Consider the following 15352-nt stretch of genomic DNA (forward strand, 5'->3'; position numbering starts at 1 on the left):
GTCGGGCCGTGGCACCGGTGCCCGACGGACTCGTGGCGGTCGTCAAGCGCGACTGCCCCACCTGCTCGCTGGTCGAGCCGGTCCTCCAGCAGCTGGCCGGCGCCGGCGCGCTGACCGTCGTCAGCCAGGACGACCCGTCCTTCCCCGCCGGGCTGCCGGTGACCGACGACCGCGAGCTGGAGGTCAGCTGGCGGCTGGGCATCGAGACGGTGCCCACCCTGCTGCGGATGGCCGACGGCGCGGAGACCGGCCGCATCGAGGGCTGGCTGCGCGGACAGTGGGAGTCCTTCACCGGCGTGACCGGCCTCGGCGAGGGGCTGCCCGAGCACCGGCCCGGCTGCGGGTCCCGCAGCGTCGAGTGGGGCGTCGAGGAGGAACTGGCCCGGCGCTACGGCGGCCGGGTGCTCCGCGCCCGCAGGGTGGAGCTCGCCGACCTCGAGGACGACGTCGAGGCGGTGTACGACCGCGGCTGGAGCGACGGGCTGCCGTGCGTGCCGCCCACCGAGGAGCGGGTGCTCCGGATGCTGGCCGGCACGCGGCGGGCTCCCGACGAGGTCGTCGCCGTCGTCCCGCCCGACCTGGTCGAGTGCACGGTGGAGAAGGTGGCGGTGAACGCCGTCCTCGCCGGCTGCCTGCCCGAGCACCTCCCGGTGGTGCTCGCCGCGGTCGAGGCGGCCTGCCGCGACGAGTTCGCGCTGCACGGCGTGCTGGCCACCACCTGGTCCGCGGGGCCGGTGCTGGTGGTCGACGGCCCCGTCACCGCGCGGCTGCGGATGAACTCCGGCGTCAACGCGCTCGGCCAGGGCAACCGGGCCAACGCCACGATCGGGCGCGCGCTGCAGCTCGTCGTCCGCAACGTCGGCGGCGGCCGGCCGGGTGAGGTCGACCGCGCGACGCTCGGCAACCCCGGCAAGCTCGGCTGGTGCTTCGCGGAGGCCGACGACGACCTGCGGCCCTTCCCCCCGCTGGCCGAGTCGCGCGGCGTCCCCGGCTCGGCGCTCACCGTCTTCGCCGGCGCGGGGCTCACCCCGTTCCTCGACCAGGCCAGCCGGACGCCGGAGTCGCTGGCGCGCACGCTCGCGCTCGTCCTGCGCACCGTGGGCCACCCGAAGGCCGCGCTGGGCATGGACGCCCTCGTCGTCCTCGGTCCGGAGCACGGGCGGGTGTTCCGCGAGGCCGGCTGGGACCGCGAGCGGCTGCTCGCCGAGCTCGACCCGCTCCTGGAACTGCAGCCCGACGAGTTCCGCCGCGGCGCGCTGGGCATCGCCGAGGGGATGCCGGACGCGCTGGCCGACCGGCCGCTGCCCAAGTTCCGCCCCGGCGGGCTGCTGTTCGCCTACGCCGGCGGTCCCGCCGGCATGTTCTCGGCGGTGATCGGCGGCTGGGTCAGCGGTCCGGCCGGCAGCGTGCCGGTGACCGTCCCGATCGAGGAGGCCTGATGGCACGAGTGCTGCTCGACCCGACGAGCGAGCGACGGCCGGCCGAGCGGGCCCTGACGGCCCGGCCGGCGTCGCTGGCGGGGCTGACGGTCGGCCTGCTGGACATCTCCAAGAACCGGGGCGACGTCGTCGTCGCGGAGCTGGAGGCGCTGCTGGCCGCCGACGGCGTCCGGACCCTGCGCTATCGCAAGCCGACGTTCGCCCGCCCCGCGCCGGTGGACCTGCGGCACGAGATCGCCACGCGGTGCGAGGTGGTCATCGAGGCGCTGGCCGACTAGGGCTCGTGCACGTCGTGCAGTGTGCACGACATCGCCGATCTGGAGGCCCGGGGCGTGGTGGGGGTCTTCCTCGCCTCCTCGGAGTTCGCCGACGCCGCGGCCGTCCAGGCGCGGGCGCTGGGCCTGGCGGTGCCGCACGTCCTCGTGCCGCACCCGATCCAGGACCGGACCGACGACGAGCTGCGCCGGCTGGCCCGGGACGCCTACCCCGCGGTGCTCGGGGCGGTCACGTCCGGCTGAGCCGGCCCGGCGGGCGCCGGGACCTCCGGGCGCCGGGACCTCCGGGCGCCGGGACCTTCGAGCCTGGTGCCCGGGCGCACCGCGCTCCTAGCCTCCCGGGATGACGGCACCGCCTGCCCGACGCGCCGGCCGGCCCACGTGACCCTCCCCCTGCTGGTCGCGGTCGACGACGACCCCGGCCTGCTGCGGGACGTCGAGCGGGAACTGCGCACCCGGTACGCCGGCGACTACCGCGTCTGCTGCCTGGGCTCGGCCGGCGAGGCGCTGGCCGTGCTGCGGCGGCTCGCGGGGGCCGGCGAGGAGGTGGCCCTCGTGCTCGCCGGCGAGGTGGTCGACGGCCGCTCCGGCACCGAGCTGCTCGCCGAGGTCCCGCGCTCGTTCCCGCACGCGCAGCGCGTCCTGCTCGTCGCGTGGGGGCACCTCGGCGACTCCGGGACCGGCAACGCGATCTTCGACGCCGTCGCCACCGGGCGCATGGACCACTACGTGATCCGGCCCGCCCCGCCACCGGACGAGCAGTTCCACCAGGCGATCTCGGGCTCCCTGCTGGCGTGGGCCGATGCGCGCGGCTCCGCTCCGCACACCGTGGACGTCGTCGGGGAGACCTGGACCGGCCGGGCGTCCGAGCTGCGCGAGGTGCTGGGACGCTGCGCCATCCCGCACCGGTTCTGCCTGGCCGACTCCGAGCAGGGGCGCACGCTGCTGGCCGGCACGGGCCCGCGGACGCTGCCGCTGGTGGTCATGCCGAGCGGGCACGTCCTGGAGGACCCGAGCGACGCGGAGATCGCCCGGGCCGCGGGCTCGACGGTGGACCCGGACAGGGACCGGTACGACCTCGTGATCGTCGGGTGCGGGCCGGCCGGCCTGTCCGCGGGTGTCTACGGCGCCTCCGAGGGGCTGCGCACCCTGGTCGTGGACTCGGGCAGCCTCGGCGGGCAGGCCACGTCGAGCTCGGCGATCCGCAACTACCTCGGCTTCCCCCGGGGGGTCAGCGGCGCGGAACTGGCCCGCCGGGCCTACCAGCAGGCGTGGGTCTTCGGCGCCCGCTTCGCCTTCATGCAGCGGGTCACCGACCTGGCTCCCGAACCCGACGGCATCGCCCTCACCCTCGACACCGGCGGGGTCGCGGTCGCGCGCGCCGTCGTCCTGGCGACGGGTGCCAGCTACCGCCTGCTCGGCGTCCCGGCGCTCGAGGCGCTGCGCGGCGCCGGCGTCTTCTACGGCGCCGCGGCCTCCGAGGCGCCGCTGGTGGCGGGGAGGGACGTCGTCGTCGTCGGGGGTGCCAACTCCGCCGGGCAGGCCGTCCTGCACCTGGCCCACTACGCCCGCCGGGTCACGCTCGTCGTGCGGGCCGCGACGCTCGCCGCCGGGATGTCGGACTACCTGGTCCGGCAGATCGAGGCGACCCCCACCATCGAGGTCCGCACCGGGACCGAGGTGGTCGACGGCGGCGGGGAGGGCTGGCTGGAACGGCTCGTGCTGCGCGACCGCGCGACCGGGACCCGGGAGACGGTCGCCGCCGACGGGCTGTTCCTGATGATCGGCGCGCGGCCGCACACCGAGTGGCTGCCCCCGGCCGTCCAGCGCGACGCGGCCGGGTTCGTGATGACCGGGCCCGACGTGGACGCGGGCGGACGCGACCGCGCTCCCCTGCCGCTGGAGACCAGCCTCCCGGGGGTCCTCGCGGTCGGGGACGTCCGGCACGGCTCGGTGCGCCGCGTGGCCTCCGCCGTCGGCGAGGGCTCGATCGCGATCCAGCAGGTCCACCGCCTGCTCGCCGCCACGGGCGCCTGACCTGCGGGGCACGCGCGGGCTCCTCGACGCGCGGGGTGGCCCCGCACTACGGTCCGGGGCCACCAGGGGTGCCCCGCGTGCCGTCCGTCCGGCCGGCCCCACCCGTGCCGCTCGGCGACCCGGCACCCGTACCGCGGTGTCAGTTGGGACCGTGCACCGTGTCCGACCTCCCCTCCGCAGGATCCCCCGATCACCGGCTCCGCGTCGGCGGCCGCAGGTCCCGGCGTCGCCGTCCACTGCGGCCGTCGCGCCCCGCAGGTCCTGTGGTCGTCGTCGCGGCCGTCGCGGCGCTGACGACCGCGTGCGCCACGGCCGGCGGAGGTGTGGCCGCGCCGGCGACGAGCAGCGGGCTGCCCACGGCGCCGCCGCCACCGGCGGCGCAGCTGACCCCGGAACAGGTCGAGCACGCCGTCGCCTCGGTGGACGACCTGGTGGGCGACGCGATGGAGCGGACCGGGGTACCCGGTGTGGCGGTCGCCGTGGTCTACCGGGACGAGGTCGTCTACTCGCAGGGCTTCGGGGTCCGCGAGGTGGGGAAGCCCGAGACGGTCGACGCCGACACGGTGTTCCAGCTGGCCTCCCTGTCCAAGCCGCTGGCCTCCACCGTCGTCGCGGGTGTGGTCGGGAGCGGGGCGATCGAGTGGGACGACCCGGTCGTGGCCTCGAACCCGGACTTCGCCCTCCGCGACCCCTACGTCACCGCGAACGCCACCTTCGCCGACCTGCTGTCGCACCGCAGTGGTCTCTCCACCGGCGCCGGTGACCTGCTCGAGGACCTCGGCTACGACCGCGACCACATCCTGGGACGGCTCGACCAGCAGCCCCTCGCCCCGTTCCGGTCGAGTTACAACTACAGCAACTTCGGCTTCACGGCGGGCGCCGAGGCCGCGGCGGACGCCACGGCGACGCCCTGGGAGGACCTCGCCGAGCAGACGCTGTTCGAGCCCCTGGGCATGGCCGAGACCAGCTACCGCCACGAGGACTACCTGACCGCGGCGAACCGGGCGGCGATCCACGTGCCCACCGGCGACCGGACCTGGGCGGCGCGCTACCAGCGGGACGCCGACGCCGAGGCACCCGCGGGCGGCGCGAGCTCCTCGGTGCACGACCTGGCGCAGTGGATGCGCCTGCAGCTGGGCGCCGGTCTGTACGACGGCGAGCAGGTGATCGACGCGGACGCGCTGACCGTCACCCGCACCCCGCACTCCGTCTCCAACCCGCCGGGGAGCCCGGTCTCCCGCACCGGCTTCTACGGGCTGGGGTGGAACGTGTCCTACGACGACCGGGGGCGGCTGCAGATCGGGCACTCGGGCGCGTTCAACCTGGGTGCCGCCACCTCGGTGCAGATGCTCCCGGTCGAGGAGCTCGCCGTCGTCGCGCTGACCAACGGCCGCCCCGAGGGCATCGCCGAGGCGATCACCACCGGCTTCTTCGACGTCGCGAACAACGGTGCGCTCACCGTCGACTGGCTCACCGCCTTCGCGGGGCTCTTCGCGCAGCTCGAGGAGGAGGACGCACCGGAGACCGACTGGACGCAGCCCCCGGCGCAGCCCGAGCCCGCCCGGGCCCCGGACGCCTACGTCGGGACCTACGACAACCCCTACTACGGACCGCTCACCGTGACCGCCGACGGCGACGCGCTGAGCATGTCGATGGGCCCGTCGGACCGGCCCACGGTGTTCCCGCTGACGCACTACAGCGGGGACGTCTTCACCTTCGAGAGCATCGGGGAGAACGCCAACGGCCTCGCCGGGGCCCTCTTCACGGTCGGCCCGGACGGGAGGGCCTCCAGCGTCCGGCTCGACTTCTACGACCGGACGGGACTGGGGACCTTCACCCGCGGCTGACCGCACGCGGGCGCTCGGCGGCCGTCCCCCGGCGCTACGGCGAGGGGCGGTCGCCGGGCACCGGGGCCGGCGCCTCGCGTCCGGCCGCCACGGCGAGGACCTCGATCACCAAGGCCACCTCGCTCACGGCTCGCACCGTACGCGCGGCGGGTTCCCCGGCCCGGTCACGAGGAACCGGATCACTGCGCGTCGGTCGCGTCGCGGGCGGTCGTCGGGTGCGGCGAGCCGGCCCAGCTGGCGAGGAAGGTCAGCGCCTGCTGGGACGGCGACCCGGGCTCGGCGGTGAAGGTGATCAGCGTCTGGCCGGGGTCGCCGGTCAGCTCCAGCCCCTCGTAGGCCAGGACCAGGTCGCCGACGACGGCGTGGTGGAAGCGCTTGGTGCCGGTGGTGTGCCAGCGGACGTCGTGCGTGGCCCACAGCGCGCTGAACCGCCGGCTGCGGGTGCTCAGCTCACCGACGAGTCCGGACAGCTCCCGGTCGCCGGGGGTGCGCCCGGCCTCGGCACGCAGGAGCGACACGCTGTCGGCGGCGGCGCGGTCCCAGTCGGGGTAGAGGTCGGTGGCCCGGGGGTCGAGGAAGGTGAACCGGGCGTGGTTGGGCACCCGGTCGGCCGCGGTGCCGGCGAACAGGTCGGCGTAGAGCGCCCGGGCGAGCGCGTTGGCGGCCAGGACGTCGAGCCGCCCGTTCTGCACGAACGCCGGGACGTCGGGCATCGCGTCGAGCAGCCGCTGGACGCCCGGACGGACGCGCCCGCGGGCGGGACGGCGGCGCGTGCGGGCCGCGGCCTCCGGGGTGCGCGCCAGGTCGTAGAGGTGCGCGCGCTCGGCCTCGTCGAGCCGCAGGGCCCGGACGAGGGCCTCCAGCACGCTGTCGGAGACGCCGGCCGCGTGGCCGCGCTCCAGCCGGGTGTAGTACTCGACGCTCACCCCCGCCAGCATCGCCAGCTCCTCGCGGCGCAGGCCCTTCACCCGGCGGTGGCCGCCGGAGGTCGGCAGCCCGGCCTGCTGCGGCGTGATCCTGGCCCGGCGCGTGGCCAGGAACTCGCGCAGGTCCTTGCGGGTGTCCACGGCACCGAGGCTAGGTCCGTCCGTCGTTGGGAGGGGGTCCCTGCCGGTACCCCCTCCCGGCAGGCTCTCCCACCCCACCGCCGCCGGGGGTTGTCTCGGTCGCAGCGAGTCCGCGGTCCCGCGGGCGCTCACACCGAGAACCCGGAGGACGACGTGAGTGAGAAGAAGGTCTGGCTGGTCACCGGCGCCGGCCGCGGCATGGGCACCGACATCGCCCGGGCCGCGCTCGACGCCGGTCACGCCGTCGTCGCCACCGGCCGCGACCCCGGGCGGGTCGCCGCCGCCGTCGGCGCGCACGACGACCTGCTGGCCGTCGCCCTGGACGTGACCGACCCGGCCGGCGTGCGGGCCGCCGTCGACGCCGCTGTCGAGCGCTTCGGCCGCATCGACGTGCTGGTCAACAACGCCGGCAACTTCCACGCCGGCTTCTTCGAGGAGATCACCGCCGACGACTTCCGGGCCCAGCTGGAGACCAACCTGTTCGGCCCGCTGGACGTCACGCGCGCCGTGCTCCCGGTCATGCGCGCCCAGCGCTCGGGGCTCGTGGTGACCGTCAGCTCGACCGCCGGCATCGTCGGGCAGGCGTTCTGCACCGCCTACTCCGCCAGCAAGTTCGCGCTGGAGGGCTGGAGCGAGTCGCTGGCCCCCGAGGTCGCGCCGTTCGGCATCCGCACGCTGCTCGTCGAGCCGGGCTTCTTCCGCACCGAGCTGCTCACCCCGAACTCGACCCGCTACGCCGAGCCCGTGATCGACGACTACGCCGAGCGCACCCGGCAGACCGTCACCGCCTGGACCGGGATGGACGGCCGGCAGGGCGGCGACCCGGCGAAGCTCGCCCGCGCGCTGGTGCGGCTCGCCGGCTCCGCCGAGCCGCCGCTGCGCTGGGCCGCGGGCGCGGACGCCGTCGGGACGCTCGAGCAGAAGGCGCACGACCTGCTCGCCCAGGCCGGCGCCCATCGGGAGCTGTCGAGCTCGCTGGCCCACGACGACGTCCCGGCCGGCGCCTGACACCTCGCCGGGCCCGGGTGCACGAGCGCCCCGGAGGGGGTGGGACCCGGGCTAGGCTCCCGCGCACCGAGGGCGCCGAGGTGAGCCATGCGGCAGATCAGCACCATCCTGGACGGCCTGTCCTACCTGGAGTGCCCGCGCTGGCACGAGGGCCGGATCTGGGTGTCGGACTTCTACACCCACCAGGTGCTCTCGGCCCGCGACGACGGCAGCGATCTCCGGGTCGAGGCGGAGGTGCCGGGCCGGCCGTCCGGACTCGGGTGGCTGCCCGACGGCCGGCTCCTGGTCGTCTCCCAGCACGACGAGCGGCTGCTGCGCCGCGAGCCCGACGGGTCGCTGGTGACACACGCGGACCTGTCGGCGCACGTCACCGGCGAGCCCAACGACATGGTGGTCGACCAGCAGGGCCGCGCCTTCGTCGGCGACTTCGGCTTCGACCTGATGGCCGGCGCCCCGGTCGCACCAGCGGTCCTGCTGCGCGTCGACCCCGACGGGGTGGTGACCCAGGTGGCCGACGACATGTGGTTCCCCAACGGCAGCGTGATCACCGACGACGGCACACTGCTGGTGGACGAGACGTTCGGCAACCGCATCACCGCGTTCGACATCGGCGCCGACGGCACGCTGGCGAACCGGCGGGTGTGGGCGTCGTTCGGCGCGCTGCCGACCGACCGCGACCTGCAGGCTGCACTCGGGCAGCTGGTGGTCGCGCCGGACGGTTGCGGTCTGGACGCCGAGGGAGCGCTGTGGGTCGCCGACGCGCTCGCCGGCCGGGTGCTCCGCATCCGGCGAGGCGGCGAGGTCCTGGAGGAACTACCCGTCGGCACCGGCGTGTTCGCCTGCATGCTCGGCGGTGAGGACGGCCGCACGCTCTTCCTCTGCACCGCGCCGGACTTCGACCGCACCGCGCGACGTGCCGCGCGCGAGGCGCACCTGCGCTCCTGCCGGGTCGAGGTGCCGCACGCCGGCCGCCCGTAGTCGGAGAGCACTCCCAGACCTCAGAGGTCCGCGACACCGTCGTCAGCAGAGGGGAACAGCATGGACGTCTCGGTCGCCTTTCCGACCGCGTTGGACTCGCACGAGAACATCGCGCTCGCGGAGGAAGTCGGCTATGCGCGGGCATGGCTCTACGACACCCCGCAGAACAGTCCCGACGTGTGGATGTGCCTGGCGCTCGCCGCGGAGCGCACCACCCGGATCGGCCTCGGGCCCGGCGTCCTGGTCCCCTCGCTGCGGCATCCCATGGTGAACGCCGCCGCGACGGCGATGCTGGCGGCGCTGGCGCCCGGCCGGGTGGAGGTGGCCTTCGGGACGGGGTTCTCCGGGCGTAGGGCCATGGGTTACGGGGCCATCAAGTGGTCGTTCATGGCGGAGTACATCCGGACCTACCGGGGGCTGCTGCGCGGTGAGGTCGTCGAGTGGGAGGGCGCCAGGATGCAGATGCTCCACCCGGCCGGTCACGCCCCTCCCCGACCGGTCGACGTCCCCGTCCTGATCAGCGCCCTGGGACCGAAGGGCGCCGAGGTCGCGCGGGAGCTGGGCGACGGCCTGTACGCGACCCTGCAGCTCCCCGACTTCGCCCGGGAGTTCCCGAGGGTCTCGTACCTGGCCTGGGGCACCGTCCTGGACGACGGCGAGGACCCGACCTCCGAACGGGTCCGCCTCGCGGGCGGTCCCGGCACCGCACTCGCGTGGCACGGCGCGTACGAGTTCGGCGGACAGGCAGCCGTGGCCGGGCTGGCAGGCGGAGGAGCCTGGAACGAGGTGGTGGACCGGACTCCGGAGGAGCTCAGGCACATCGCCGTGCACACGGGTCACTGCGTCGAGCTCAACGAGGCCGACCAGGCGGCGTGGGATGCGGGGGGCTCCTCGTTGCTCGGACCGACCACGCTCAGCGGGACGCGGGAGGAGGTCCGCGGCAAGCTCGCCGAGCTCGCCGACCACGGTGTCACCGAGATCGTCTTCCAGCCGTGCGGACCGGACGTCCGCCGTGAGCTCGAGACGTTCTTCGAGGTGGCCGGTCGCTCGACGACCGCTGTCAGCAGCTGACCGGCCGGTGCGGACAGCGGAGCTGCGCGAGCGTTTCTCCTCTGCCGCCGTCGCTCGCCTGGCGACGGTCCGCCCGGACGGTGCTCCCCACCTCGTCCCGGTCGTGTTCGCGGCATCCGCCGACACCGTCTGGCTGGCCGTCGACGCCAAACCCAAGCGGACGACGCAGCTGCAGCGGTTGACCAACCTGCGGCGTGAGCCCCGGTGCGCCCTGCTGGTCGACCACTACGAGCAGGACTGGAGCCGGCTGTGGTGGGTGCGTGCCGACGGCGTCGGCGTCGTCATCGACGACCCGGGCGCCCACCATCCGGGACTGGCCGCACTCGTCGAGCGGCATCCCCAGTACCGCGCCCAGCCTCCGGCGGGACCGCTGGTCGTCGTCAGGATCGAACGCTGGAGTGGATGGTCGAGTACGTGAGCAGGAGCCCGGACGCACGAGAGCCCGCACGGACGTCGTCCGTACGGGCTCTCGCCGGGGTGAGGTTCTCCCCGAATGCGTCTCCACAGGTCAACGACCTGTGGTTGATCCTGGGCATAGGACCATCACAACAAGATCACGATTCGTTCACACCGCGACCGGTCAGGAGCCGACCGGCTCCTCGCCACGGTCATCGTCGTCGTCTCTGTCGAGCTCCTCGTCGAGCAGCTCGGCCACGTCGATGACATGGGCCTCCTTGCTGACATCAGCTTCCTCGGTGCGCTCGCCGCTGGGGGAAGACATGTCAGGCGCCGGGAGGCAGCCGTAGCGTTCCCCCAGGAAGCGCTCGCGATAGATGTGCTCGGCATCGTCGGTGACACTCATGAACAGCTTGGCGTTCATGCCGGCGCCGAACACGGTGCCGACGATCGGCACCGCCTGGCCGAGCTTGCGCTGGGTGATGCGGATGCCGAGTCGGGCGAAGACCTGCTCGACCACCCGGGTCACCGCGTTCTTGCGCAACTGCTCCCAGGTCGCTCGGCGGGCCAGCATCTGGACGAGCTTGTTGATCTCCGCGTAGGCGGCCACCTTGCCTGCCCCTGTCGCGGTCCCCATGCCGAGCACCGCCAGCGCGAACAGCCGCTCGTCCGGCTTGTCGACGTCGTAGCCGTAGTAGGCGGCGATGTGCGCGACGGCACGGTTGGCTCCCAGGAGCACGGCGACGGCATCCGCCGCCATCGCCCCGATCACCGTCGCCGCGCCGGGAGCGCCTCCGGCGCCGACGCCCAAGACGCCGCCGGCTGTTGCGAGGAGTTCGCCGCCTGAGACGGCGAGACCGGCGACAGCGCCTTCCGCGGTGGCACCGGCGGTGTAGGCCAGCGCCAGCTTCGGCTTCACGCGGTCGATGACCTGCAGATCCAGCTTTCGGATGTCATCGAGGTCATCGACGGTGTGGCCGCGCTTGCGGTAGGCCTCGATGATCGCGTCGTCGCGCACGCTGGCCATCGCCGTCCGGGCCCCGAAGTCGCCCAGGCCGCCGAGGGCCTCCAGAAACCGTGACTCGAACTCGTGTGCACCTGGCAGCGCCTCGAACTTCTCCTTCGCGTTCTGCCCTGCCTTCACCGCGCGGTCTCGCACCGCGGCTGGCAGCCTTCGTCGCGTCCGGGCGGTGAGTCGGTTCTGACGCCACTCGACGATCTCCGCCCACGCCCGCTCTTCGTACGGCGTCATCTCGGTCGACACACAGCCCCCCGTCATCTGCGCTTCCTCCGACATCAGAGCACCGGATGTGCCAGCAGGACCCCCTCGGCACGCCGGGACCGCTCGACCGGGTGGGCAACTACCGCGTCGCGCCACCGGCGCCCGGTTGGCCTGCCCTCCTCCTGCCGGCACCCGCAGCGCTGCACGACACGCGTGACAGCGGCGTCTTCTGAGTCCGTCGCAGCCGAGGACGGGGGCGCGCCTGTCGCGTTCGACGTCTTCGCGGTAGGGAACGGCGACGACTTCGATCGCCCGTAGGACCGCCGTCCGTGGCCACAGACGCACGTAGGGCCCGGTCGTTCGACCGGGCCCTACGTGGCTGAGCTGCAAGTTCTCCTGAAGCGCCGGATTCGAGGGAACGAATCCGAGTTCTCGGGGAGAACGCGGGGTGGAGGTGGCGGGAATCGAACCCGCGTCCTGCGACGCATCACCAGGGCTTCTCCGAGCGCAGTCCGCTGCGTCTCTGCTCGGCCCTCCCGATCTCACGAACGAGTCGAGACGACGGGCCCAGTCACTGTTTGGTGTCCCGTGCACGCCCGCGACCGGCGCACACGGTTAGTCATCTAGCTGATGCCAGGATCCGGGCCGATGACGAACCCGGGCTGACAGAGTCGCCTCGCTACTTAGGCAGCGAGGGCGAACTCGCGCTGACTGGAGTCGGCGCTTGTGTTGTTTCCGACGCGTGGTTAACGAGCTCATCGTCGGCTTCCTCGGCTCGCTTCCCCTGGTCACCCGACCGCAGTCGAGACCATTCACCCCCTGTGCAGTTGTGCATCCATCCTAACCGGGCAAGCCACCGCGTTGTTCCCGCGGCGCCCCGGCGGGCTGATCATCGGATGTCTGCCGCTCGACACGCCGTGCGACGGCGTGTCGTCGTGCATGCGTCCGATGATCAACAACCCGGCGCGGCGTCAGATCCAGTCGCGGCGCTTGAAGACGGCGTACAGCGTCAGGCTCACGCCGAGCATCAGCACCAGCGCGAACGGATAGCCCAGGTGCCACGACAGCTCGGGCATGTGCTCGAAGTTCATCCCGTAGACCGTGCCCACGAGCGTCGGCGCGAAGAGGATGGCCGCCCACGCGGAGATCTTCTTGACCTCCTCGCCCTGCGCGATCGAGGCCACGGTCAGCTCGCGGATCTCGTCGTTCTGCCGCTGCGCCACCAGGGTCGCGTTCACCGTGAGGATGTCGCGCAGCTGCAGCCGGAAGGCCTCGATGCGCTCGTTGACCTGCGTGACGTGGTCGGCGACGTCGCGGAGGTAGCTGCGCAGGTCCTCGTCGACGCCGTACTTGTCGAACCCGGCGGTGATCGCGGCGAGGATCCCGGTCAGCGGCTGCGCGGCGCGCTGGAACTCCAGGACCTCCTGCGACAGCTCGTAGATGCGCCGGGAGACGCCGGGGTCACCGCGGAAGACCTCGGTCTCGATCTCGTCGATGTCGTTGGCCAGGCCGGCGACCACCGGCGAGTACCCGTCGACGACGGCGTCGAGGATCGCGTACAGCACCGCCTCGCTGCCCTTGGCCAGCAGCGCCGGCTCGCTCTCCAGGCGCCGCCGCACGCGGGCGAGATCGGGCGACTCCGAGTGCCGGACGGTGATCGCGAACTGCCGGCCGAGGAACAGGTGCAGCTCGCCGAACTCGACCTCCTCGGCCGCGTCCAGGTACCGCGCGGCCTTGAGGACGACGAACAGCGTGTCGCCGTAGCGCTCGAACTTCGGCCGCTGGTGGGCCTGGATGGCGTCCTCGACGGCGAGCTCGGGCAGGTCGTACTGCTCGGCCATCTCCCCCAGCTCGGCGGGCTCGGGCCGGTAGAGGCCGAGCCACACGAGCCGGTCGTCGAAGCCCTCGGTCAGCCAGTCGTGGCTCTCCTCGGCCGACGCCGGCGTCGCGATGCGCCGGCCGCCGGCGTAGACGGCGTTGTCGACCAGGCGCGAGAGGCGCTCGGGCTGCGGCGGCGCGGGCGGCGGCGGGGCCACCGGCCGGAGCACCTGCGGGCGGGGACGGCGCCCGAGGGTGGACAGGGCGGTGAGGGGCGCGAGGCGACGGTCGGCCATGACGGGCTCCCGGGGGACGCTGGGTGACGGGACTCAGCGGAGGCCCTCCACGCACCGGCACCCGGCGCGCGCGGCGGCCGGGATCAGGCGGCGAGGGCCTCGGGACTGGGACTGGGCGGTTCGCTGCGCACGCGCTCGCCCTCCCTCCCGTCGACCGGCGCCCGACGTCGTGCGGGCCGTCGTCCATCGTGACACGCCGGAACGTGTCCGGCCCGCCACGGGGGGATGACTTCCCTCTCCGTTCACCCCCCTGCCATCGGCGGCGGGAGGCTCAGACGTTCAGCACGAGCTCGATCATCACCGGCAGCAGGACGACGATCAGCAGCGCCCCGAGCACGTCGAAGGAGATCCCCGAGCGGATCATCTTCGTGATGGGCACGACGCCGGAGCCGTAGACGATCGCGTTCTGCGGCGTCGACACCGGCAGCATGAATCCGAAGGACGCCGCGAACGTCGCCGCCAGCGCGGGCACGAACGGGTTGATGCCCGCGGCCATCGCGACCGGGATGACGATCGGCACCACGACCGCCGCGGACGCGGTGTTGCTCGTGGTCTCGGAGATGATGATCGCGAGGATGACGGCGAACACCGTGATGGCGAAGGTGCTGGTCAGGCCCAGAGTGTCGGCCGAGCTGGTGCCGATCGTCTCGGCCAGGCCGGTGTCGGCCAGCAGTGACCCGAAGATGATGCCGGTGCCGAAGAGCAGGATCGTGCCCCAGTCGATCTTCGCGGCGTCGGACCAGTTGAGGGTGAACTCCCGCTTCTTCCAGTCGGTGGGCAGCAGGAACAGCAGCGAGGCCCCGAGGACGGCGATGATGCCCTCGTCCATCCGGTCGCTGATCGTCACGTAGAGGTCGGACTCGGTGCCGGCGGTCAGCGCGATGACGCCGGGGAAGATCCAGCACGCGACGGTGAGCCCGAAGGCGATGAGCGTGTTCTTCTCCGCCCGCGTGACCGGGCCGAGCTGGGCGCGCTCCTGCTCGACGTACTCGTGCACGCCCTCGATCCGCCGGATCTCCGGCCGGTTGAGCAGCAGCAGGACGAAGGCCAGCGCCACGAACATGAGCGCGCAGATGGGCAGCGCCATGAGCATCCAGTCGAGGAAGCCGATCCGCTCCCCCGTCGCCTCCTCGATCAGCCCGCGGCCGATCAGGTTGGGCGGCGTGCCGACGGGCGTGAGCAGCCCGCCGACGCTCGCGCCGTAGGCCAGCATGAGCATCAGGGCGACGCCGACCTTCAGCCGCAGCGGGTCGAAGTCCGGCGCCACCAGCTCCTTGTCCTGCATCAGCTTGGCGATCACCGACAGGATGCCGATCGCCGTGGGCAGCAGCATCGCCACGGTCGCGGTGTTGGAGACGAACGCCGACAGCAGCGCGGTGATCAGGCCGAAGGCGATGACCACCCGCGCCGTCGAGGCCCCGACCCAGCGCATCGACAGGATGGACATGGCGAACCGCCGGGCCACCCCGTGCTTGAGCATGGCGGCGGCCAGGATGAACGCCCCGATGAAGGTGAACACCGTCGTCGAGCCCAGCGGGCCCACCGCGTCGTCGGCCGGCACGACGCCGAGCACGACGATCATCCCGACGCCGATCAGCCCGCCGATCGGGATGGGGACCGGCTCGGTGATCCACAGGACGATGACGCCGAGCAGGATCGCGGCGAGCAGGTGCTGGTCGCGCGGCAGGTCCAGGGGCAGCAGCGCGAAGACGATCGTCACGGCCGGGGCGAGGAACAGCCCGACGGTGCGCCGGCCCTTCTCGAAGCGTTCCTCGGCCGGGCTGAGCTCCTGCTCGCCCAGGCTCCGGTAGGTGGCCGAGCCGCGGAAGGCGGCGTCCACGTCGGTGCGCTGACCGGAACGTCCCGGTCGGTCGATGATGCTCATGGCGACTCCCCGG

General features: G+C 73.3%; 11 protein-coding genes, 1 other RNA gene and 1 pseudogene. 8 read left to right on the forward strand and 5 right to left on the reverse strand.

What is annotated here, in order from left to right:
- The first annotated feature begins 8 nt into the window (after window positions 1-8).
- From FN207_RS05945 to FN207_RS05965, 4 genes and pseudogenes are all read left to right on the forward strand, one after another.
- Window positions 9-1439, forward strand: a complete 1431-nt coding sequence (locus FN207_RS05945) for a thioredoxin family protein (RefSeq protein WP_142457425.1) — start codon at window positions 9-11, stop codon at window positions 1437-1439.
- Window positions 1439-1957: pseudogene (locus tag FN207_RS27255) on the forward strand (UGSC family (seleno)protein). The gene FN207_RS05945 and the pseudogene FN207_RS27255 overlap by 1 nt, the downstream one beginning before the upstream one ends.
- 138 nt (window positions 1958-2095) lie before the next feature.
- Window positions 2096-3751: an NAD(P)/FAD-dependent oxidoreductase gene (locus FN207_RS05960; protein ID WP_142457428.1), complete on the forward strand. Its 1656-nt coding sequence runs from the start codon at window positions 2096-2098 to the stop codon at window positions 3749-3751.
- Window positions 3752-4014: 263 nt separating this feature from the next.
- Window positions 4015-5598, forward strand: a complete 1584-nt coding sequence (locus tag FN207_RS05965; RefSeq protein WP_221888068.1) for a serine hydrolase — start codon at window positions 4015-4017, stop codon at window positions 5596-5598.
- A gap of 179 nt (window positions 5599-5777) precedes the next feature.
- Here the strand turns inward: FN207_RS05965 and FN207_RS05970 are convergent, their stop codons facing one another.
- The gene (locus FN207_RS05970; RefSeq protein ID WP_142457429.1) at window positions 5778-6665 is read right to left on the reverse strand and encodes a helix-turn-helix transcriptional regulator; all 888 of its coding nucleotides are present in this window, start codon (window positions 6663-6665) and stop codon (window positions 5778-5780) included.
- A 153-nt stretch (window positions 6666-6818) separates the two neighbouring features.
- On the opposite strand from FN207_RS05970, the gene FN207_RS05975 reads away from it, so the two are divergent.
- From FN207_RS05975 to FN207_RS05990, 4 genes are all read left to right on the forward strand, one after another.
- A complete protein-coding gene (locus FN207_RS05975) occupies window positions 6819-7673 on the forward strand; it encodes an SDR family oxidoreductase (protein ID WP_142457430.1) in 855 nt (284 codons plus the stop codon).
- Between the two features lie 87 nt (window positions 7674-7760).
- Window positions 7761-8651 carry an SMP-30/gluconolactonase/LRE family protein gene (locus FN207_RS05980; RefSeq protein WP_142457431.1) on the forward strand — a complete coding sequence of 297 codons (891 nt, stop codon included), beginning with the start codon at window positions 7761-7763 and terminating at the stop codon, window positions 8649-8651.
- A gap of 60 nt (window positions 8652-8711) precedes the next feature.
- On the forward strand, window positions 8712-9722 hold the full coding sequence (locus FN207_RS05985; protein WP_142457432.1) for an LLM class flavin-dependent oxidoreductase: 1011 nt from the start codon (window positions 8712-8714) through the stop codon (window positions 9720-9722).
- Window positions 9723-9729: 7 nt separating this feature from the next.
- Entirely contained in the window at window positions 9730-10140 is a 411-nt protein-coding gene (locus FN207_RS05990) for a TIGR03668 family PPOX class F420-dependent oxidoreductase (RefSeq protein WP_142457433.1), read from the forward strand.
- A 162-nt stretch (window positions 10141-10302) separates the two neighbouring features.
- Here FN207_RS05990 and FN207_RS05995 read toward each other — a convergent pair whose 3' ends face one another.
- The 4 genes from FN207_RS05995 to FN207_RS06010 form a co-directional block, all read right to left on the reverse strand.
- Entirely contained in the window at window positions 10303-11382 is a 1080-nt protein-coding gene (locus FN207_RS05995) for an EcsC family protein (protein ID WP_185938209.1), read from the reverse strand.
- Window positions 11383-11786: 404 nt separating this feature from the next.
- Window positions 11787-12160, reverse strand: a transfer-messenger RNA (tmRNA) gene (gene ssrA, locus FN207_RS06000).
- Window positions 12161-12311: 151 nt separating this feature from the next.
- Window positions 12312-13454 (reverse strand): magnesium and cobalt transport protein CorA, encoded by a 1143-nt coding sequence (locus tag FN207_RS06005; protein WP_142457435.1) that lies wholly within the window; start codon window positions 13452-13454, stop codon window positions 12312-12314.
- A gap of 271 nt (window positions 13455-13725) precedes the next feature.
- Window positions 13726-15339 carry an SLC13 family permease gene (locus tag FN207_RS06010; protein ID WP_142457436.1) on the reverse strand — a complete coding sequence of 538 codons (1614 nt, stop codon included), beginning with the start codon at window positions 15337-15339 and terminating at the stop codon, window positions 13726-13728.
- Between the last annotated feature and the right edge of the window lie 13 nt (window positions 15340-15352).

The organism is Geodermatophilus aquaeductus, from assembly GCF_900182545.1.
In the GTDB taxonomy this organism is placed as follows: domain Bacteria; phylum Actinomycetota; class Actinomycetes; order Mycobacteriales; family Geodermatophilaceae; genus Geodermatophilus; species Geodermatophilus aquaeductus.